At 35.1% G+C, this 19,471-nt stretch carries 23 protein-coding genes; 8 read left to right on the top strand and 15 right to left on the bottom strand.

The window, feature by feature from the left end; translation table 11 throughout:
* Nucleotides 1-2: 2 nt before the first annotated feature.
* Genes lspA through M902_RS10240 form a run of 4 tightly spaced genes read right to left on the bottom strand, consistent with a single transcriptional unit; the run spans nucleotide 3 to nucleotide 4,646 of the window.
* Entirely contained in the window at nucleotides 3-503 is a 501-nt protein-coding gene (gene lspA / locus M902_RS10255; RefSeq protein WP_021267640.1) for a signal peptidase II, read from the bottom strand.
* Complete coding sequence (locus tag M902_RS10250; RefSeq protein ID WP_021267424.1) at nucleotides 500-2,002, bottom strand: sigma-54 dependent transcriptional regulator; 1,503 nt, start codon at nucleotides 2,000-2,002, stop codon at nucleotides 500-502. The genes lspA and M902_RS10250 overlap by 4 nt, the downstream gene beginning before the upstream one ends.
* Nucleotides 2,003-2,013: 11 nt before the next feature.
* The gene (locus tag M902_RS10245) at nucleotides 2,014-3,891 is read right to left on the bottom strand and encodes an ATP-binding protein (protein ID WP_021267447.1); all 1,878 of its coding nucleotides are present in this window, start codon (nucleotides 3,889-3,891) and stop codon (nucleotides 2,014-2,016) included.
* On the bottom strand, nucleotides 3,888-4,646 hold the full coding sequence (locus M902_RS10240) for a hypothetical protein (RefSeq protein ID WP_021267721.1): 759 nt from the start codon (nucleotides 4,644-4,646) through the stop codon (nucleotides 3,888-3,890). Before M902_RS10240 ends, M902_RS10245 begins: the two co-directional genes overlap by 4 nt.
* A gap of 208 nt (nucleotides 4,647-4,854) precedes the next feature.
* Here M902_RS10240 and M902_RS10235 point away from each other — a divergent pair, with 208 nt between their 5' ends.
* On the top strand, nucleotides 4,855-5,688 hold the full coding sequence (locus tag M902_RS10235; protein WP_021267579.1) for a TIM barrel protein: 834 nt from the start codon (nucleotides 4,855-4,857) through the stop codon (nucleotides 5,686-5,688).
* 13 nt (nucleotides 5,689-5,701) lie between these two features.
* Here the strand turns inward: M902_RS10235 and M902_RS10230 are convergent, their stop codons facing one another.
* The 3 genes from M902_RS10230 to M902_RS10220 are packed head-to-tail and all read right to left on the bottom strand — an operon-like array spanning nucleotide 5,702 to nucleotide 7,168.
* A complete protein-coding gene (locus tag M902_RS10230; RefSeq protein WP_040314571.1) occupies nucleotides 5,702-6,046 on the bottom strand; it encodes a hypothetical protein in 345 nt (114 codons plus the stop codon).
* 30 nt (nucleotides 6,047-6,076) lie between these two features.
* Nucleotides 6,077-6,514 carry a hypothetical protein gene (locus M902_RS10225; RefSeq protein WP_021267609.1) on the bottom strand — a complete coding sequence of 146 codons (438 nt, stop codon included), beginning with the start codon at nucleotides 6,512-6,514 and terminating at the stop codon, nucleotides 6,077-6,079.
* 18 nt (nucleotides 6,515-6,532) lie between these two features.
* A complete protein-coding gene (locus tag M902_RS10220) occupies nucleotides 6,533-7,168 on the bottom strand; it encodes a hypothetical protein (RefSeq protein WP_021267548.1) in 636 nt (211 codons plus the stop codon).
* Nucleotides 7,169-7,275: 107 nt separating this feature from the next.
* Between M902_RS10220 and M902_RS16360 the strand changes: the two genes are divergently transcribed.
* A complete protein-coding gene (locus tag M902_RS16360; RefSeq protein ID WP_084710518.1) occupies nucleotides 7,276-7,464 on the top strand; it encodes a DUF362 domain-containing protein in 189 nt (62 codons plus the stop codon).
* Here M902_RS16360 and M902_RS10215 read toward each other — a convergent pair.
* From M902_RS10215 to M902_RS10200, 4 genes are all read right to left on the bottom strand, one after another.
* Complete coding sequence (locus tag M902_RS10215; RefSeq protein WP_021267429.1) at nucleotides 7,452-8,279, bottom strand: sugar phosphate nucleotidyltransferase; 828 nt, start codon at nucleotides 8,277-8,279, stop codon at nucleotides 7,452-7,454. The two genes, M902_RS16360 and M902_RS10215, sit on opposite strands and share 13 nt — an antisense overlap.
* On the bottom strand, nucleotides 8,272-9,213 hold the full coding sequence (locus tag M902_RS10210) for a phosphotransferase (protein WP_021267479.1): 942 nt from the start codon (nucleotides 9,211-9,213) through the stop codon (nucleotides 8,272-8,274). The genes M902_RS10215 and M902_RS10210 overlap by 8 nt, the downstream gene beginning before the upstream one ends.
* A 12-nt stretch (nucleotides 9,214-9,225) precedes the next feature.
* Complete coding sequence (locus tag M902_RS10205) at nucleotides 9,226-9,981, bottom strand: hypothetical protein (protein ID WP_021267677.1); 756 nt, start codon at nucleotides 9,979-9,981, stop codon at nucleotides 9,226-9,228.
* A 67-nt stretch (nucleotides 9,982-10,048) separates the two neighbouring features.
* Nucleotides 10,049-10,711: a LysM peptidoglycan-binding domain-containing protein gene (locus M902_RS10200; protein ID WP_021267590.1), complete on the bottom strand. Its 663-nt coding sequence runs from the start codon at nucleotides 10,709-10,711 to the stop codon at nucleotides 10,049-10,051.
* A gap of 118 nt (nucleotides 10,712-10,829) precedes the next feature.
* On the opposite strand from M902_RS10200, the gene M902_RS10195 reads away from it, so the two are divergent.
* The 6 genes from M902_RS10195 (at nucleotide 10,830) to M902_RS10170 (ending at nucleotide 15,447) form a co-directional block, all read left to right on the top strand.
* Nucleotides 10,830-11,777 carry a hypothetical protein gene (locus M902_RS10195; RefSeq protein WP_021267559.1) on the top strand — a complete coding sequence of 316 codons (948 nt, stop codon included), beginning with the start codon at nucleotides 10,830-10,832 and terminating at the stop codon, nucleotides 11,775-11,777.
* Nucleotides 11,767-11,967, top strand: coding sequence for a hypothetical protein (locus tag M902_RS10190; protein ID WP_021267741.1), 201 nt, complete (start codon nucleotides 11,767-11,769; stop codon nucleotides 11,965-11,967). The genes M902_RS10195 and M902_RS10190 overlap by 11 nt, the downstream gene beginning before the upstream one ends.
* On the top strand, nucleotides 11,967-12,434 hold the full coding sequence (gene folK / locus M902_RS10185; protein ID WP_021267605.1) for a 2-amino-4-hydroxy-6-hydroxymethyldihydropteridine diphosphokinase: 468 nt from the start codon (nucleotides 11,967-11,969) through the stop codon (nucleotides 12,432-12,434). Before M902_RS10190 ends, folK begins: the two co-directional genes overlap by 1 nt.
* A 111-nt stretch (nucleotides 12,435-12,545) precedes the next feature.
* The gene (locus M902_RS10180; RefSeq protein ID WP_040314659.1) at nucleotides 12,546-13,688 is read left to right on the top strand and encodes an acyl-CoA dehydrogenase family protein; all 1,143 of its coding nucleotides are present in this window, start codon (nucleotides 12,546-12,548) and stop codon (nucleotides 13,686-13,688) included.
* Nucleotides 13,689-13,690: 2 nt separating this feature from the next.
* On the top strand, nucleotides 13,691-14,479 hold the full coding sequence (locus M902_RS10175; protein WP_021267704.1) for an electron transfer flavoprotein subunit beta/FixA family protein: 789 nt from the start codon (nucleotides 13,691-13,693) through the stop codon (nucleotides 14,477-14,479).
* A gap of 14 nt (nucleotides 14,480-14,493) precedes the next feature.
* On the top strand, nucleotides 14,494-15,447 hold the full coding sequence (locus M902_RS10170) for an electron transfer flavoprotein subunit alpha/FixB family protein (protein WP_021267731.1): 954 nt from the start codon (nucleotides 14,494-14,496) through the stop codon (nucleotides 15,445-15,447).
* A 676-nt stretch (nucleotides 15,448-16,123) separates the two neighbouring features.
* Here M902_RS10170 and M902_RS10165 read toward each other — a convergent pair.
* The 4 genes from M902_RS10165 to M902_RS10150 form a co-directional block, all read right to left on the bottom strand.
* A complete protein-coding gene (locus M902_RS10165; RefSeq protein ID WP_021267594.1) occupies nucleotides 16,124-17,302 on the bottom strand; it encodes a hypothetical protein in 1,179 nt (392 codons plus the stop codon).
* A 203-nt stretch (nucleotides 17,303-17,505) separates the two neighbouring features.
* On the bottom strand, nucleotides 17,506-17,697 hold the full coding sequence (locus M902_RS10160; RefSeq protein WP_021267727.1) for a hypothetical protein: 192 nt from the start codon (nucleotides 17,695-17,697) through the stop codon (nucleotides 17,506-17,508).
* A 9-nt stretch (nucleotides 17,698-17,706) separates the two neighbouring features.
* A complete protein-coding gene (locus M902_RS10155) occupies nucleotides 17,707-18,240 on the bottom strand; it encodes a hypothetical protein (RefSeq protein WP_021267528.1) in 534 nt (177 codons plus the stop codon).
* Between the two features lie 3 nt (nucleotides 18,241-18,243).
* Nucleotides 18,244-19,368 carry an Mrp/NBP35 family ATP-binding protein gene (locus tag M902_RS10150; RefSeq protein ID WP_198011893.1) on the bottom strand — a complete coding sequence of 375 codons (1,125 nt, stop codon included), beginning with the start codon at nucleotides 19,366-19,368 and terminating at the stop codon, nucleotides 18,244-18,246.
* Nucleotides 19,369-19,471: the final 103 nt, after the last annotated feature.

Raw genomic sequence — 19,471 nt, 5'->3', positions numbered from 1 at the left:
GCCTAGGCTTGAGCACTCTTCTTATTTCCACGTACTTCAGTTAAAAAATAATCAATAATATATATTCCTGCTGCAACAGATATTGATGCATCCGCTACATTGAATGCAGCAAAATGCCATCCCTTGTAATAGAAATCGAACATATCAACTACGTAATCTAAAGAGATACGATCAATGAGGTTTCCTACTGCTCCTGCAAAAATCATTGAATAAGCAAGACACAGCATATAACTTTTTTTTCTTGAATCCCAAATTAGATATACAAACCAGAAACAAGCAATTACAGGTAAAATCTTAAAAAGAATCATTCTGATGACATCTGGAAATTCACTCCCCATCCCAAATGCAACACCAGGATTTTTTACATATGTCAGATTAAAGAAACCTGGGATAACTGTTAGTGTCTCTCCTAATTTAAAACTAGATTGAATGGCACCTTTAGAGAATTGATCTAAAAAAAGAATTCCAACAATTAATAGTGTCATTTGCCAAATTCGATTCATTTATAAAATTCCTTAGGGTTAATTTCGTACTTTTCAATCTTTCTAAGAAGAGTTTTCTTAGGAATATTTGCCTTAAGTGCTGTTTGATTAATCTTACCATTATTAATTTTCAAGGCCTGAATGATAAATTCTTTTTCAAAAATATCTTTAGCTTGAGAGAAGTTTAGTCTCAGTTCACCATCAACTTCACTTGTCGCAAATACAAATTGATAACCTTGAGCACTTGCAATAAGTTGTTCATCTTGACCAGCATCTGTTAATACAGAGTCTTTAATTTCCTCGTAATCAATAATTGCCTGAGATTCTTCGACAATATTATCAACTGTAACGGACTTTCTTATTTTATCAGGAAGTGACGTCGCCTTAATAATGTCACCACTTTCAATAATAAAAGCATGCTCGATAACATTTCTAAGTTCACGAATATTACCTGGCCAATCATGACCTTGCATTATTTTCATCGCCTCATCATCAAGGCCACTAATTTCTAGGTTATGAACATTGTTAAAATACTTAACATAGTAATCAACAAGGTGTGGGATATCAGTATTTCTTTCTCTTAAAGGAGGAAGATAAACAGGAAGAACATTTAAACGGTAGAATAAATCTTCTCTAAATGTTCCTTCTTCAATCATTTTTTCAAATGGCTTGTGAGAAGCTGCAATAACACGAACATCCGCCTTAATTTCTCTATTTGATCCTACAGGTGTAAAAGTCCCCTCTTGAAGAACACGAAGTAACTTTACTTGCATCGTTGAAGAAACATCACCAATTTCATCTAAGAAAAGAGTTCCACCATCTGCAAATTGAAATTTACCAATCTTTCTTTCATTAGCACCAGTGAAAGCACCTTTTTCGTGACCAAATAGCTCAGATTCAATTAAGTTTTCGGGAATGGCCGCTAAGTTTATTGTTACAAACTTCTCATCTTTTCTAGGACCGTTATAGTGTATCGCACGAGCAACTAACTCCTTACCAGTTCCAGACTCACCACGAATTAAAACAGGAGTATTAACCTGTGCTAGCTTTCCAATTACATTGAAAACCTTTTGCATAACATCTGATTCACCAACAAATTTATTTTTAGTATCACCAAGAGAAAGAACTGGTGCAGAAAAGCCAACCGTTTCAACTAATGAACGAGCTTTGAGAGCTCGCTTTATTAAAGAAACTAAGTTATCAGAACTAATTGGTTTTTCGAGATAGTTATAAGCACCTTCTTTAACGACCTTAACAGCATCTGTAACATTTGAATAAGCAGTTAAAATAATAACGATAACAGTAGGGTCATGTTTTTTGATTTCTGTTAATGCTTCAATACCATCCATTTCTGGCATATTTACGTCCATAACAACTAAGTCATACTTAGTTTTATAAACCGCACTTAATGCCTCTTTTCCGTTGTCAGCAACATCAACCGCAAAGTGATGAAATTCGAGGGCCTCTCTTACAGAGGTTTGTAAAACTTTATCATCATCGACAACTAAAACCTTATGCATATGCACTCCATTTATTTATTCAAAAATTTAATTAGAAAACTAGTTCCCTCTCCAGGTGATGATGTTACAGAAATTTCACCCCCATGAAGTTCTACGAAGTATTTTACCAGATAAAGACCTAGACCGCTTCCCTTAATAATATGGGACGCATCATTTTTAACCCGATAAAACTTCTCAAATATATTATCAACATCATCTTGGCCCATACCGACACCATTATCAGAAATCTCAATATAGACCCATGTATCATCATCCCAAGTCTTAATATTTATTTCCTTTCCTTCTCCAGCATACTTAATGGAGTTTTCGACAATATTGGAAATAATTCGATTAACCAAACTAACATCAACTTCAATTGGAAATAACGGGCCAAGCTCAGTTTCAATAGTCATCTCTTTAGAACGAGCTAGATAAGTTAAACTATTTACACAGTCTTCGATGATCTTATTAATATCTTTACTCTGTAAGTTAAGAGAAATATTTCGAGACTCTACCTTCGTTAAATCTAAGATCGAAGTAATGAAATTATTAAGTTCCTTTGTTGAATCAATAATAGTCTTTAGGCCATCATGCATATAGGTTTCCCCACCACGATTTCGTTGCAACATATTATCTGCGACACCAGCAATTTTTGCGACAGGTGTTTTTAAGTCGTGACTCATTAAAGAGATAAAGTTTTGCTTTAAATTCTCAACTCTTTTCAACAGCTTTGTTTCTTCTTGAATTTTATAACGTCTTTGATACTCACCGATGGCCCTGAAAGGAACCCAAATATAATAAACGACAAAAACTGTTAATAAGATATGGGTAATATAAAGCCAAAGCCCAAAGAGTAGAAAGATTAAATACGAAAACAATACTGTTCCAACAATGATCCCAAAAGTAATGAGTAGACCCTTTGCAGGTTGAATCCTAGAAATAACAATTGATAAGACAACACCAATTAACATTGAAAGTAATTTCGTTACCCATAGAGGTATAGAGTAGATTAACTGATTTTCCATTAATGCCTTTGTCATATTGGCATGAATTTCTAATTTCGAAGTTCTTTTTTGATCTTTATCAAATGGAGTTTTTGCGTAATGTCTTAGATTTGAAATATATGAAGGTCCAATAAGGACGACCTTGCCATTAAAATAGCCACTAGGAATATTTCCTACGACAACACGGTGAACAGGTAATTTTTCTAGATATTCAAGTGATCTAAGAGGATAACGAAATAAACTAAAGCTCGCGTCAGCTTCTGGCATATAGTAAGCACTCTTTAATTTATTTAATACTAATGGCTCCTTATTATTAATAATTCTCCATTCGTTGGCCGTCCAAAAATCGAGAGTCTCTTCTCCTGATATATTTAGAACCATTCTTCTAACAACATCATCCTTGGCAAATAATTTACTATCAATATTAACCACGGCCGGTGAATATCCCAGATCTCTCAACTCTTGTGGCGGCAGTCGCTCACCCCAAGAGTCAAGTTCTGTAGCATAGCGATAGAGCCCACCTTGTTTCATATAGGCCTTAATTTCATCGTGGAGTAATTGTAATGAAGCTGCCTCTCTCTCATTTAAGGGAGCCGACAAATCGCCAAAGAAATTAATAATGGCCGGCTTATCTTTTAAGACTTTTCTAAATAGCTTTAAATAAGTTGTATAAGTGTATGGATAGCTCTCGCCTAAAAACTCATCACTTTCTTCATCAATTTTTATTAGGACAATATTGTCATCATGAACAAGAGTCATGTCCAACTTTAGTCTTAAATCATAGAAGATCGCTTCAATAGACTGAAACTTATACTGAAAAAGTACAGATAAAAAGACAACTGTAAAAAGCGCTGGATAGTATTTGGTAAAATCTAAATCTTTGAAGTACTTAAAAAAGTTCTTCATAGCAACTCACTTTGATGAAATCTTTCATCCATTTCATCTGGAGAACGAAGAATTGACCACATCGTTGTAGAGGCCACATTGAAGTGAACATCATTAATCATCGCGCTTTCTAAGTAGATTACTTTTTGAGCAACACCTCTCATATCCACACTCTCGTGTTTTTTGAAATGGTAACTTTTAAAACTATTAGAAAGTCGATTAAATAATCGCCTAGGTACCGCAAACATATAGCGGAAGACCGCTTCCGCTCTAGCAATCTTAAAAATGAAATTAAAAATACCACGCCAAAATAGCAGGACGATTAATATATGAGTCAATACTTTAGCGTTTATCGTTTCGTTGAAGCTAAGCTCTGCTTCCAGGTATTTATCCATCTCAGAAGGGCCCAGACTCTCTATGACCGTTGAGTTTATAATGACGTAACCTGATCCAAGCAGGCTGCCCATAATGAAAAATGGAGCATTCTTACTCTCGAAAAACTTCAACCTACCTTTATTACCTCTAAAATGAAGCCCATTAATTTTATTAAAAATGGCCACGTGTACTTTCTTATCTAATCGAACAGGGTTTAGTCTGGCCAAAACGACGGAAGGGATAATGTAAGTAAATGAAATTACATAAATTAATGTAGCAAGTACGACCGAACTCGAAATATGTAAGTTCGTGCTAAATACAATGAAGCCTCCGGCCAGGAAAAATACCTGAATAAAGACGATGAAAAGACTTAATAAATATGAAATTAATACACTAAACAAATTTTTGTCCCTATTTTTTTTACAAGATATTCTCTAATTATAGACCCAAATCCAAAATCCGGCTATAAGTCATCTGAATCACAGTTAGACAAAAGCGCATATATATGAAGCGCCAGACACAAGATTTCGCAGCGCGACTATTGTGGAATACGTAATTGTGATACACAAGGCATTAACGTTTTAAATATAAGCAGAAGGGGTATTTTGAATGCATACTAAGCTACTTTTTGGTACAGCAGGTGTTCCTAATTCTACAGTTAAAAAGAACAATCCAGTAGAAGGTGTTAAAAGAATTCACGAACTTGGACTTGATTGTATGCAACTTGAGTTTGCACACGGCGTAAGAATGAAGGAAGAAGTTTCTTCTAATCTAAGAAAAGTATCATATGAGCTAGGCGTTCCATTAACTTCACACGGCCCATACTATATCAATCTAAATGCTAGGGAGCAGGATAAGATTGATTCTTCAGTTGAAAGAATCATTCAAACAGCAAAGATCTCTGACCTTTGTGGTGCAGAATCAATGACTTTCCACGCTGCCTTCTATATGAAAGATTCTCCATATGATGTATTCGACTTAGTTGAAAAATCAATGAATGTAATCGAAGAAAGACTAAGCAGACTTGATATTGAAATCGAGCTTCGTCCAGAACTAACAGGAAAGACTTCACAGTTTGGTTCATTAGAAGAACTAATCAGCTTAACTAAGAATGTAGACTCTTGTCGCCCATGTATGGACTTCTCTCACCTATATGCACGTACTAATCAATACAACTCTGAAGAAGAGTTTGATGAAGTAATTGCAAAACTCAAAGAGGAACTAGGTGAAGACTCAGTTAAAAATATGCACATTCATATTTCAGGAATCAGCACTAACTCTAAAGGTGATCTAAAGCATCTTAACCTTGAGAAGTCTGACTTTAACTGGAAAGATCTTCTTAAGTCACTTAAGAAGAATGGTTGTGGTGGATATATGATTTGTAATTCACCAAACCTAGAAGATGATGCATTAATGCTTAAAAATTATTACAATACACTATAAAAAAAAGCGGCTCTTAAGCCGCTTTTTTTATTTCTTTATATTCTTTTGCTTCAATAAAAATATCTTCATCCATCATATAAACCACCAAGTCCTCGTGGCTATTGAGCACTTCTTTAAGGCCATTATTAAGGGCCTTGTCATAAAGCTTCAACTCGATAAAACTCGTTTTTTTGAGATCATCTATAAAGGAAAGTCCTTTTGGGAAATCGATAAAAGTACCAGCTATCCAAAGTCGATACGACTTAATTTCTGAAATATAATTTAGTTGATGAGCATTAGAATTGGCACTTTCTGTTAAATTGAAAGTTTCTCCAACTAATTTCTCAAATGAAAGATCTAAAATTTTGCCACTTTTCACGCCTTACTTATCGGTAAGGAAGAGGATATCTTAACGAACTTCCGACTCTTTAAACTCGTAAAATGACTTCACATCACTAATATCTGATATTAACCACTTATCATCTTTTTTTATAATAAGAGCTATCTTCTTAACAGAAATTGAAACATCTTGTTTGGCCTTACCGTCAGTGGCCTCGTCATCATAAGAGACAGAGTAAGTAATGGAACACTCGTCTCCTGAACAGTTCTTATATACAATAGATAAGCGAGACTTCTCATATTTTGACATCTCATTTAACTTTTTAGGGTCATCAGTTAATGCTTGAGTGTATTCCTCAAGTAGACTTCCTGTTAAATAGTCCTCTAAGTCATCAACTTTAATTTCGTTATTAAGTCTTTTTTCAATAAAGCCTTTTAAAACACCTTCTGGTGACTTGTTCGAATTACATGAAATAAAAACTAATAAAATGATTAAATACTTAAACATTAAACGATCCTTCCTAGATTATAATGAAACAATTCCTCGACGTTTCAAAATATTATAAAGTGTAATCCAGTTATAATTATTATCTTCTATCGTTGATAATAACTTTAACCCATATCCATTTGGGTAAACTAATTCGACACAAAAATTATCAATAAATTTCTTACCTTCATATTCTAACTCAAATTCTACTTTTTCACCCTTAGATATTTTTTCGCTAGTAAAGATAACGATTCCCTTATCGTCACAGTTAGAAATCTTAACAGGTAAACAAGAACCAGAAGATAAGTAGACACTTCCTTCGAGAGAGCAGAATCCGTCAAAATTAAAATTCTCTTTCGTAAAAATTGGTTTAAAAATTGCTTGTGCTAATTCTTCTTTTAATAGCAGAATCATATTGTATGAAACTAATAAGAAGATAACTGCCATAAGGAGAATTATTTTGTCATACTCCACTAAGAATAGTGAAAAAACCTTATAAAAGATATTGAGTACAAAGACTGACAATATCACTATAGTAAATTCTCCCATAAATAGAACTTTAAATATTAAGAAAGCCGCAAGTGCAGTCGTAATTTTATATGTTGTGAGAATTCCTATAAAACGATTTAAGTCAATTGCTGAAACATCTGCATCAAGTGAGTAACATGTGTGCAAAAAAAACAGAGAAAATACCACAAACAGAATATTTAGCAATTTGAATGTTAGAGTGTCAGTATTGTGCAATTGTTACCTTAAATTTCAAATTTTGTTATAATTAATATATGGATTATTATCTCGAAATTTCTTCACGTTGTATAGAGTGTGATAACTGCAGGCTCATTTGTCCAGAAAAGGCTATCTTTATGGACAAGGGTAAATATACAATTGAACCATGGGCGTGTACTTTATGTAATGCATGCACACTTGTCTGTCCTGTAGACTGTATTAAAGAAGTTACTCAAAAAGAATAGTCTTTTCCCTCGTAAGATATTGTATTAGTGTCAAAGTTAAATGTGACACCGGCCCATTCCATAGTAGAAGTTGACTTGAAATCGACACCGTCTAATTCTTCAATTGCCGCAACAAACTTCTTAATAACTGTAGGGAGTTTCTCAAGTTCGGAGATAACATCAATATACTTATCTAACGTTCCTAAATCTAAAAAAATAGGTTCTTTTGGTAAACTCATGTGAACATTTTTATTCTTAAAATCGGCTACTGTTTTAAAAAAGGAAGACTCACCTTCTAATTGAGGAACTTTACTTAGGTCTAGTATTCCAACCCCTGAATAAGTTAAATAACTACTAGTTCCTTCATGAGGAGCAATACTAGACAACTTCCCATCAATAACTTTTGTCTCATTATAAGTAGCATCGTGATCAACTTTAATTGCATACAAGTGTGCAATAGCATCATCTTCAAGCATTCTTTTAATATCTTCATTAATTTGAGAAAAGTCGAAAAAGTAGAATTGATCAGAGTTAATAATAAAAATAATCTCGTCATCAACATATTTTTTTAGATTATGGATGCATCCTCCGCTTCCAAGAATCGTCGGTTCATGAAGCAAGACAACATCTTTACCTTGTGCCCAGTTCTGCATTTCTTCATGGCAGTGATGTGAGTTAATATAAATTTTTTCACAACCTAACATCTTAGCATACGCAACTTGTAAATCTAGCAGTCTGAGATTAAAGAAAGGCCATAAAGGCTTAGGAATAATCTTGCCTAAATTCCCCATTCTAGTACCAAAGCCAGCACTCGCGATGAAACAAGTCTTAATCATTTAAACCTCTTTTTAAAATATCAGAAAAAGATCTAAACACCTCTATTGAACTTTTTTCACAGATACTAATTAGCTTATTTAAATTTGTAGGAATGAACTGAAGATACCCATCTTTATTCTTATCAATCTTTAAGTATGAAAAGCTTCCAAGAGCTTTAAATGTACGTTGAACTTGTACTATATGATAATCATGGCCATATTTTTCGTGGAATCCCTCATCATAAGTAAGAAGTAATTTCTTTTTTTCTTCTTCAGAGAAATTTATATAACAGTCATCAACTAATGAGACTAAATCATACATTTTTGGGCCAACTCTCATATCCTGATAATCTATATGAAATAGAACATTATCCTTTACGTATAGATTATTAGAATGATAATCGCGATGACAGACAACATCTCTATGAGCTTCATAATAATCAATAATGAACTCTCGAACATCTTTAACTATGTCTTTCTCTTTAAAATCTAAAGTAACACCCATGTATTGATTCAAGAAAAAGTTACAAGCGAGATCAAACTCAAATCCAATTTTTTCTCTATCAAAGATTCGATTCATACAAAAGCCTAAAGGCATTTGTTGATACTTTTTAATATCTTCTACTGCTTGAATATGTTTACTTAAACCTGAATCTTGATAAAAGTCCTTAAGTGAGACACTGCCAATATCTTCTAAAACAAGAATTGAGAACTCTGGATCGTAGAAAAATATTTCAGGTGTTTTGATATTATCTAAAATATTATTTGTGACCGTATTAAAATCACAACTTTGTTGACCATTAGGTGACTCAATACATATTACAAAAGACTGCGACGTATTTGTTAATCGATAGTACTCTCTACTTGAAGCATCACCAGAAAGTTTCTCTAACAAACTCTCATTATTATAAAAACCAGCTTCTTTCAGCTTATGTATAATTAGTTCTTTATTCATCCTAAATACTCATTAGATACTTTCTTTAAAATAGTAAAACTGGCGTGATGAATTTTTCTCAAAAATCAAATTTTTATCTTCACCACTATTTACCATATAGTTTTTCAGTAAGAATTCTTCTTTTGATAGTTCATGAGAATGAACTCCCTGTACACTAAAGCTGATTGATTGTCGGTTTAGAGTTTGTAACCATAGAAGACGTGCTTCAGGATCATACCCTGACTTAATTAAAACTTCGTAAACCAAATTATTTAAGTCACGCTTAGCGTTTAAATCTAGACTATTGATACGAATCATATCATCTATCGTATACGAGTTGAGAGGTATAAGCCTCTTTCTTTCATAAATCCCTATTTTACTTCTAATAAGCTCACCAAGTAAAACAGCTACAAAGATATTTTCACTATTCATATAGTTTCTTAAAAGGCCTCTGGACATAAAGACATTATTTTTTGGAAGCGAAAAATAGAAATTTCTATTATCTTCAACAATATAGAAATTGATCCCAAAGTCATCTTTTTGAAAAAGACCTTGGTTATTAAGATAAAGTTCTTTTGCTATTTTATTTAAATAACGACGAGATCTTTGATTAGCTTTTTTTACTCTATTATTTGCAATAAATAAATTAGCGATCCCTTCTAGATGATTCAAATAATCTTGAGATGTAAATGTATCTTGGTAATTATAAGGATAGTCGTTATCGTTCTTATAAAAATAAGTACATGACGTTAAAGTAAATATTGTTAAAAAGATTAAAATTCTCATCATCTATAAAGTATAAAATAAAAAAGCTCTCATAATGAGAGCTTTATATAACTAATTTATTATACATTAATTACATAGACTCGGAAGCAACATCTCTTTCCTCTGGTACATAATAAAGTGTAAATCCAGCAAATATTAAATTAGGATCTTTAATCATATCTCTATTGTTGTCCCAAATTGATCTCCATTTTGCAGGAGTTCCATACTTGTCTTGTGAAATAACACCTAGTGTTTCACCTCTTCTAATTAAGTGAGGTAGTCCAACAGGGTTCCAATTATATTGACCACTTTGATATTTAATTTTATCACCAGCTTGTAGACCGTCAGCTAAAGCTTCTTGGTTCATTGCTTGAATATCTCTCCACTTTCTATAGTCACCATATAGTTTAAAAGCGATCCACATAAGTGTCTCACCTTTTTGAACTTCATAATAGTCTGATGCTGTAACGACTACATCTTTCTCTAGTGCAACACTTTCTTCTAATAGAATTTCATCAGTTGGCGAAACAGACTCACTACCAAGAACTGCAACTGATTCATCTGATGACGCCATTACAGAAGATTCTTCTAGTTGATCTAAATCTTCATTTGCATCAACAACAAAGTCAGAATCATCAATAGAGATTTCTTCGGCCTGCTCTGCGACAGCAACTTCACCTTCTTTATTTTTAAAGAACGAACATGACGTGAACATTAAAGATGAGACTAGAAATAATAAAGATATCTTTTTCATGGTAATTACCCCTTTCAAATAGTAACAATTATATGTAATTCCCTTCGGTTATTTTAAATATATATTTAAATATTAACCGCCTAGACTAATTTCTTCATGCGATGTACAATTTTTCCGTATGAAGAATATATTGTTCCTATTCTTACTATTTTTATCAACTACTGCTTTTTCTCAAAGTGCAGTGAATGATTTTTCCAACTCCGCTAACTATGACTTAGCGAATGAGAAGCTATTGAGAATATCAGGGACTAGAAGAATAATCCTTGTTAGTAATAGTCAGGATAGCTTCGCTAAAGGTGACTATATTACTATCCTTATTAATAAGGTTCCTGTCGCTCGTGGGGTTGTTCCAAAACAAGAAGAGAACCAAGCTGCAGTAAAGATCACAAAAGTCTACAATGAAGAATTATTCACAAACTTCTTTATCAACCAAGATGTACAAATTCTACGAGGTGATGACTCTGCATACGGTAAGCCTACAGAGAACGCTGAAGATCAATTTAAAATCACAGATAGTGAATCACTTTATGACGATACGACATTATTAGAAGAAGACCTGTATGGTGAAGACAACCAACAAACAGGTGTTATCAAAAATGACAATATAGCATCTGTAGGAATTGGACTTGTCGATGGTTTTAATACAGCTGGGAAACAAGATACAAATACTCAGTACAATGCAGCTTGGTCATTTCAAGTTGAAAAGAATATTTGGGTTGAAGGCTTTATTGGAAGACATTTAATACGTGCCTTTCCTGCCGAAGATATCGATACAGCTGTTAATCAATATATCTTCAGAGCTAAATATGCTTTTGAAGGCCCTTTATACACAGTATTTATGCCATATATTGGTTATAAATTTGCAACTGCTGACAGTCCCGGAGCAGGAGATGTATCTAAGGTTGGTAGTGACCAGGCCCAAAGAGAACTTGACCTAGTAGCAAGTGTCGAACAAGATGAATTTGTATTTGGTGCGACAGGTTTCAAAAGACTTGTTCCTGGATGGTTTTTACGTGTAGACATTGGTACAGATGTTATGGGAGTTGGCCTTGCACTTGAATTCTAAAATATTTTTCGCAATCATTTCGATCCTAGGTGTTTCATGTGGCGTTAAAGCTCCTCCAAAACCTAAGAACGATAACTTTCCTTCATTTATTGAACAAAATAAAAAGGTTCTAAGACCTAAGTCACTCACTAAGAGTAATGATAAAAAAGAAGAAAATAAGAAGTCTTCAAAACAGTCAAATTCTAATTAATGAAGATCATCTTTAGCCTCGGTTCAAATTTAGATAACAAAACAGAAATGCTACTTATCGCATCTAAAGAAATCGAATTGGCCCTTGAGGGCAAGGCATATTCAAGTCGTATTTTTGAATCACCACCATACGGCCCCCAAGATCAACCAAACTTTTATAATATCGTTTTAGAGCTAGAGACAACTCAAGAAATCGGTCCAGAAGGGATTTTGCACATTGCAAAAAAAATAGAGGAAAAGTTAGGACGCAAACACCGATACCACTGGGGTCCAAGAGAGATTGATATCGATATTATTTTTATTGATAAATTAAATTACCACTCAGAGAGTTTAACTATTCCTCATAAAGAGTTTAGAAAACGTAGTTTTGTTCTCGAACCGTTAAAAGATCTTCCAAGCTACAACGAATACAAATCATATTACAAAATTATTGATCTAGAACATAATGATGCAACACCACTCGAATAGTACCAACGTGTTTTATTACGGTATCTTAAGTCTTTATTACCTATTTACTAAATACTGAAAACATATCTATAATAATGTCACATTATCTTTCGAACAATAGGTTCCATCATGATCAACTTTGAATTAACTTCCGAGCAAAAAGAAATTCGAGAACTTGCAATGAAATTTGCAAAAAATGAGATGATGCCAAAAGCTGGCGAATATGATGAGAAGGCCCAGATGCCTCTCGAAATTCTTCGTAAAGCGTGGGAGCTAGGACTAGTTAACACATGTATTCCTACAGAATACGGCGGTGCAGGCTTTTCAACTATTGATTCAATGATTATAACAGAAGCACTAGCTTACGGTTGTCTCGGAATGAATACGGCGATTATGGCAAATGACCTTGCCCTTCTTCCAATAGTTATCGGCGGTAGCGACGAGCAAAAAAAGAAGTTCTTAACACCTTTTACTGAGGACTACAAAATTGCGGCCTTCTGTTTAACAGAACCAGGTTACGGATCTGATGCGGCAGGTATCAAAACAACAATCAAAGATAATGGTGATCACTACTTATTGAACGGAAATAAGATGTGGATTACAAATGCAGGCTATGCTGATCTTTTTGTCGTTTATGCAACAACAGACACGACATTAAAGCACAAAGGTATCACGGCACTTGTTATTGATGGCAAAGCCGAGGGAATCGAGCTTGGTGAAAAAGAAAATAAAATGGGACATCGCTGTTCTGACACAAGAGCAGTGACATTTACAAATGTAAAAGTTCCAAAAGAAAATATTTTGGGTGGGCCAGGTCAAGGTTGGCCAATTGCAATGGCCACATTAAACCACTCAAGACCAATGGTTGCTAGCTCGGCAGTAGGTGGAGCACAATGCGCCATGGACCATGCAGTAAAGTATGCAGGTGAAAGAGTACAATTCGGTGTACCTCTTTCTCGACATCAAGCTATTCAAATGATGATTGCCGATATGGGCATTGAGATTGAGGCCTCTCGCCTACTTGTTCAAAAAGCAGCATGGTCAATTGATAATGGAAAACCAAATCCAGAACTTTCTTCATATTCAAAAGCTAAGGCCGCTGATATGTTCATGAAAGTAGCAACAGATGCGGTACAAATATTCGGTGGCTATGGTTATAGCAAAGAGTATCCAGTTGAAAAAATAATGAGAGACGCCAAACTCATTCAAATATATGAAGGCACTTCACAAATACAAAGATTAGTTATTGCTAAAGAAATTTTTACAAGGAGCTAAAATTGAACATTTTTGTATGTATTAAACAAGTTCCAGACACGGAAACTAAAATTACTCCAAATGGTGATGGATCTTATATCGAAACTTCTTCGATTAAGTGGATCATGAATCCATATGATGAATTTGCGGTAGAGCAAGCACTTCTAACAAAAGCAGCTAACAGTGGCTCAACTGTAACAGTTGTTAGAGTTGGTGGTGTCAAGGACACTGAAGCACTAAGAACAGCTCTTGCAATGGGTGCTGACGATGCAATTCTAGTTGAAGCTGATGACAACTTAGACTCTTACATGACTGCTAAGGCACTTAAGGGTGCAATTGAAAAGTCAGGTAAAAATCCAGATGTTATCTTCACTGGTAAACAAGCTATTGATGACGATTGTCTTCAAGTTCCACAACTTCTAGCTCAAATGCTAGGTATGCCTTCAGTAACTGTTGTTGATGGTTGCGAAGAAGCAGGTGGAAAATACACTCTTAAAAGAGAAATCGAAGGTGGAGCACTAGAAGTTTACGAAGTAACTTCTCCAGCTGTTATCGCTGCAAACAAAGGGCTAAACAGCCCACGTTACGCTTCTCTTCCAGGTATTATGAAAGCTAAAAGAAAGCCTCTTGCTCAACACTCACTATCAGATGTAGGTGTATCTACTGATGATCGTCGTGTTAAGTATTCAGGTTTTCAACTTCCACCAGAGAAACCAGCTGGTAAGAAATTTGATGCAATGGATGAAGCTGCTCAAGCAGGTGTTGTTGCTGAAGTTGTTAAGCTTTTAAGAGAAGAAGCTAAGGTTATCTAAGGGAGATTATTAAAATGGCAAAAGTATTAGTATTTTCAGAAACAAGTGGTGAAACAGTTAAATCTGTTACATTTGAAATCCTAGGAAAGCTTGCTGGTCACACTGTTGACGTTGCAGTTGTTGGCGACATGGGTGCAAACGCTGCTGCTGACCTAGCAAAATATGGTGCTGCTAACGTACATAACCTAAAAGGTGCAAACTTAGATCAGTACTCACCAGAAGGTTACGCTAACGCACTTAAAGAGTTCATCGGTTCAAATTACGATTACGTATTTGCTGGTGCGACTTCTCTTGCAAAAGACCTCATGCCTAGACTAGCTGGTATGTTCGATGCAGGTATGGCCTCAGAAGTTACAAATTATGTAATGGATGGTGACAACTTTGCGGGAACAAGACCACTATTTGCAGGTAAGGTTCTAGCTAAAGTTGAACTTGATGGACCTAAGCCAGGTTTCATTACAGTAAGACCAAACGCTCTTGGTATGCCAGAAGCACCTACAGCTGGTGCTGGAGCAACTAATGAAGTTGCTGCGAACGCAGGTGATATCAAAGCTGTTATCAAAGAAATCGTTAAAGGAGCTTCTGAGAAGCTTGACCTAACTGAAGCGAATATCATCGTTTCTGGTGGTCGTGCGATGAAGTCTGCTGAAAACTTCAAAATCCTTGAAGACCTAGCAGAAGTACTTGGTGCAACTGTTGGTGCTTCACGTGCTGCAGTTGATTCAGGATATGCTCCACACGCAATGCAAGTTGGTCAAACAGGTAAAACTGTTGCTCCATCACTTTACATCGCTTGTGGTATCTCAGGTGCTATTCAGCACTTAGCAGGGATGAGAACATCTAAGGTTATTGTTGCAATCAACACTGACCCAGATGCGCCAATCTTTACTAAAGCTGACTACGGTATTGTTGGAGACCTTTTCCAAATCGTACCTCTTCTACAAGAAGAGCTTAAGAAGGTATTGTAAGCATCTGCAGTATTGTTTGCCCAAAGGCAAACTATTGGCTGCGGTGCTAGGCCTCTGTGCAATGAAATGAATTACATATTCAACAAGCCGGGTTCAAGCCCGGCTTTGTTGTCTCTAGGCCAATGGGAAAGTTAGTGCAATAATCAATCTATTCCCTGCGGTGCTAGGCCTCTGTGCAATGAAATGAATTACATATTCAACAAGCCGGGTTCAAGCCCGGCTTTGTTGTCTCTAGGCCAATGGGAAAGTTATTGCAATAATCAATCTATTCCCTGCAGTACTAGGCCTCTGTGCAATGAAATGAATTACATATTCAACAAGCCGGGTTCAAGCCCGGCTTTGTTGTCTCTAGGCCAATGGGAAAGTTATTGCAATAATCAATCTATTCCCTGCAGTACTAGGCCTCTGTGCAATGAAATGAATTACATATTCAACAAGCCGGGTTCAAGCCCGGCTTTGTTGTCTCTAGGCCAATGGGAAAGTTATTGCAATAATCAATCTATTCCCTGCAGTGCTAGGCCTCTGTGCAATGAAATGAATTACATATTCAACAAGCCGGGTACAAGCCCCAGCGGTTCGCCTCAGGAGCAAATAAACTTCGTAAATCGAATACATAAAAGGCCCTCAATTTTGAGGGCCTTTGTTTTATCTTCTCTTCTCTCTTTATATTTTAGGATTAAAATCCATAACCTTGTCTGTCTAATTCTTCTTGTCTTTCGTACTCAAGCTCTTGTTGCTCTTCAAATCTAGCAGCTGGGTCATCAATTAAAGCTTCTTCCTCGTACTGCTCGTCTTCGTATCTTTCCTCGTATCTCTCTTCTTCAGCTTGCTCTTCGTTTTGTTTCTCAAAAGATACTGGATTTGCATTACTTTGAGCTAAGTTGATATCATTTTCAAAAGATCCTTCTTCTGTTAGAGATCTTTCAAAACGTGATTCTTCTTTTGCTCTTTCCATATTTTCAAATTCAGCATTTACTCTTTCTAGTTCATCATAAGTTACATAATTAATAAGACCACCAGCATATGGACCAGTAGTAAATCTTAGACGGTAACCATTTTCACCATTTCTAGCAAATACACCGTGTGATAGTTGTCCCTGAAGTTCAACTTCAAAAGAGCTTCCATCTTTAAGCTTGATGTCACCAAGAACTTCATTGATATCTTTATCAAAAACATTGAAGTATAGACCTTGAATACCATTTGGACCAACTGTCACACTTCCTTCAATTTTATCTTCACCACGAATTAGCTTGTTATTAAGTTGTGGAAGAACAACTCTTTCAATAACTAATTCTCTTCTTTCGTTTTCATCAATAACTGCAACTTCTTCAAGCTCTTTATCAATATTAACTTCTAAAGTCTCTTCTATTTTCTCTTCAATAACTTTTCTAGCTTCAATTAATTCAAAACCATCTTCGTAAGCTCTAAAGATAGAGATATTTTTATTATTTTCATGAAGGAAAGAAACATCAAAAGTATACTCTTCACTATCATTAAGCTGAACAAGACCTGTACCAATTAGCTTCATATCTACTAATCTTTTAGAGTTAACATTTTTTTCATTAAAGATTTCATTTCCTTCGTGATTTTCAACTCTAACGATTTCCCACTGGCCATCAATAATTTGAGAATATTCAGCTACCGGTAGGTATTGAACTGAAACTTTATCACGATCAGATGAAGCAACGATACGATCAACACTCTCATCTACTCTCTTTTCAAAAGAAATATCTTTCTGTTGCATAAATGAGTTATCAGTTACTGAAATTCCTTGGTAAATTCCACCGAATACAAGGAATGACCCTGATAGTACTGATGCGATAATGAATTTCTTGTAAATAGCTGTTGCTTTCATACAGTGCTCCTAAAACCTATATGCGTATATAGAAGCAACACTCGTGCCAAATTGAACAAATACGTATATCTGCTAACTACATGAAAACACGTTCGGATTTAATAAAAACTCTTGGATTGTTTAGGAATCAGACTGTTAAATTTTTAACACTGTAGAAAAAGTAAACACACCATAAGGTGTGTCTACTCTAATATGAATAATATTTAATCAACTTGGAAAGTCTTCTTCTCATAATCACTATGAGAAGCTCTAAAGCGCTTTAGAGCGACTACAATAAGCTCTTCAAGCTCAATCCCAGTATTCTGAGACATTAGCTCAAAAGAGGTAACAACGTTTTCTTCGATCATAACTTTAAGCTCTTTAAGATTGCCTTGGTTATGTGTTTGATCTTTCATTTAAAACTCCTACTTTACGACCTTCAAGGCACCCATTTTTCTTAGATTCACTAATGCTTGGGTAACTTCAAAATCAAATAATTCGCAATTGCTGTAAATATCTTTAACCTTGCTGTATTCAGCTATAGTTTTTAATAGTAAAAATTCATTTGCACCAGTCTTTTTTCCATTTTTTATAAACGCGGAATTGATCAAAATGTGAATATTTTCTGGTGGGCGAAGTGACTTCGCCTTTAAGTGCTGTGAGTAAGCGTTTTCAATATTGCTCTTCAACTCACTAAATTTTAATTTGAATTCATAATCACTTTCAGAAACTACCTCTGGCTCGGCCACAAGAGTGAATTCTTCAATATGATCCATTTCAAATATAACAAGAGAATAAAGAGCCTTAAGCCCTGTCTTCTTAGAGAATTGGGCCGCAACAACAATTCCCTCGCTAATATAAATAACGCCCAAGAACTGTCGATCGGCTCTTTTTAAAATATTAATTCTACCAGTGAAATTAAAAGAGCACTGCTCTTCAATTTTCTGTATGATGGACATTTACTACCTTTTGAAAATTTTTGAGAAAAAACCTTTTCCCTCACCATCATTATTTTCTATTTCAATGATCTTTTTTGCAATACCGGAATATGCTTTCCATACTGGCCTATTTTCGTATGAATTATTAGACATATAAGGAATTCCCTTATCACAAGATTCACGAAGTGCGATTTCGATCGGTACTTCACCTAAGAATGGATAACCTAATTCATTAGCAATATCGGCCCCACCTTTTTCACCAAAGATATAGTACTTTTTCTCTGGCATATCATCTGGAGCAAAGTAGCTCATATTTTCAATAAGCCCTAAAACCGGGATATTAACTTGTTCGAACATATTGAAGCCCTTTCTTGAATCAAGAAGAGCAACATCTTGTGGAGTTGATACACCAACGATTCCACTTAGATTTAATGTCTGGGCAATTGATAACTGAACATCTCCTGTTCCAGGAGGTAGGTCCAGAACAAGATAATCAAGCTCTCCCCAGTCAACATCAAAAAGGAATTGATTTAGAACTCCGCCAAGCATTGGTCCACGCCAAATTACGGCGTCCTTTTCTTCGATAAATAAACCAAAGCTAATGAACTTAATTCCATGTGCTTCTATAGGGGCAATTTTCTTATCATCTGTAGCAAGAGGTTTTGCATTTCTTTGTCCAAGTAACATTGGAATCGAAGGCCCATAAATATCTGCATCTAGTAGACCAACCTTCTTACCTTGATTCTTAAGAGCTAAGGCCAAGTTTACAGATACTGTACTTTTCCCTACTCCACCCTTACCAGATGAAACAGCAATAATCTTCTTAACGCCCTGGATATCACGTTTTTGAGGAGCTGCTTTAGCGTGACCAACTTCAAGCTTTGCACCCTGTTGAGGCTTTTGCTGTTGTTGAGCTGGAGCCTCTTGAGTTGAAATAGTTTTAATGAAAAGATCATCTTCACTAACTACTGTTGATAGTGAATTAACAATAGCATCTTCAATCTCACGTTTTTGCGCAGGTGAGATACCATCACGGTTATAAACAATAGTTACTTTCTTATCTTCAATTGCAATATCCTTATAACGATTCTCATCTAATAAAGACTTACCTGTGTTTGGGTTATTAACCTCAACTAATTTACTTTTCACTACTTCAATATTTAGCATACTAATTCTCTCAGTTTTTTTATGTTTTACGCGAGGATTTTATTAAATATTGGGCACTTATTCAACGAGTAAAGCAAATTTTTGC

Origin of the sequence: Bacteriovorax sp. BAL6_X (genome assembly GCF_000443995.1) — a bacterium.
Lineage (GTDB): Bacteria > Bdellovibrionota > Bacteriovoracia > Bacteriovoracales > Bacteriovoracaceae > Halobacteriovorax_A.
The sequence above is the reverse complement of the archived record's forward strand: the minus strand, read 5'-3'. Positions and strand labels throughout refer to the sequence as shown.

What these genes read in the sequence shown, in the direction of transcription:
- lspA (WP_021267640.1), bottom strand. Translation starts at nt 503, where the DNA reads ATGAATCGAATTTGGCAAATGACACTATTAATTGTTGGAATTCTTTTT.
- M902_RS10250 (WP_021267424.1), bottom strand. Translation starts at nt 2,002, where the DNA reads ATGCATAAGGTTTTAGTTGTCGATGATGATAAAGTTTTACAAACCTCT.
- M902_RS10245 (WP_021267447.1), bottom strand. Translation starts at nt 3,891, where the DNA reads ATGAAGAACTTTTTTAAGTACTTCAAAGATTTAGATTTTACCAAATAC.
- M902_RS10235 (WP_021267579.1), top strand. Translation starts at nt 4,855, where the DNA reads ATGCATACTAAGCTACTTTTTGGTACAGCAGGTGTTCCTAATTCTACA.
- M902_RS10225 (WP_021267609.1), bottom strand. Translation starts at nt 6,514, where the DNA reads ATGTTTAAGTATTTAATCATTTTATTAGTTTTTATTTCATGTAATTCG.
- M902_RS16360 (WP_084710518.1), top strand. Translation starts at nt 7,276, where the DNA reads ATGGATTATTATCTCGAAATTTCTTCACGTTGTATAGAGTGTGATAAC.
- M902_RS10215 (WP_021267429.1), bottom strand. Translation starts at nt 8,279, where the DNA reads ATGATTAAGACTTGTTTCATCGCGAGTGCTGGCTTTGGTACTAGAATG.
- M902_RS10210 (WP_021267479.1), bottom strand. Translation starts at nt 9,213, where the DNA reads ATGAATAAAGAACTAATTATACATAAGCTGAAAGAAGCTGGTTTTTAT.
- M902_RS10205 (WP_021267677.1), bottom strand. Translation starts at nt 9,981, where the DNA reads ATGATGAGAATTTTAATCTTTTTAACAATATTTACTTTAACGTCATGT.
- M902_RS10200 (WP_021267590.1), bottom strand. Translation starts at nt 10,711, where the DNA reads ATGAAAAAGATATCTTTATTATTTCTAGTCTCATCTTTAATGTTCACG.
- M902_RS10195 (WP_021267559.1), top strand. Translation starts at nt 10,830, where the DNA reads ATGAAGAATATATTGTTCCTATTCTTACTATTTTTATCAACTACTGCT.
- folK (WP_021267605.1), top strand. Translation starts at nt 11,967, where the DNA reads ATGAAGATCATCTTTAGCCTCGGTTCAAATTTAGATAACAAAACAGAA.
- M902_RS10170 (WP_021267731.1), top strand. Translation starts at nt 14,494, where the DNA reads ATGGCAAAAGTATTAGTATTTTCAGAAACAAGTGGTGAAACAGTTAAA.
- M902_RS10165 (WP_021267594.1), bottom strand. Translation starts at nt 17,302, where the DNA reads ATGAAAGCAACAGCTATTTACAAGAAATTCATTATCGCATCAGTACTA.
- M902_RS10160 (WP_021267727.1), bottom strand. Translation starts at nt 17,697, where the DNA reads ATGAAAGATCAAACACATAACCAAGGCAATCTTAAAGAGCTTAAAGTT.
- M902_RS10155 (WP_021267528.1), bottom strand. Translation starts at nt 18,240, where the DNA reads ATGTCCATCATACAGAAAATTGAAGAGCAGTGCTCTTTTAATTTCACT.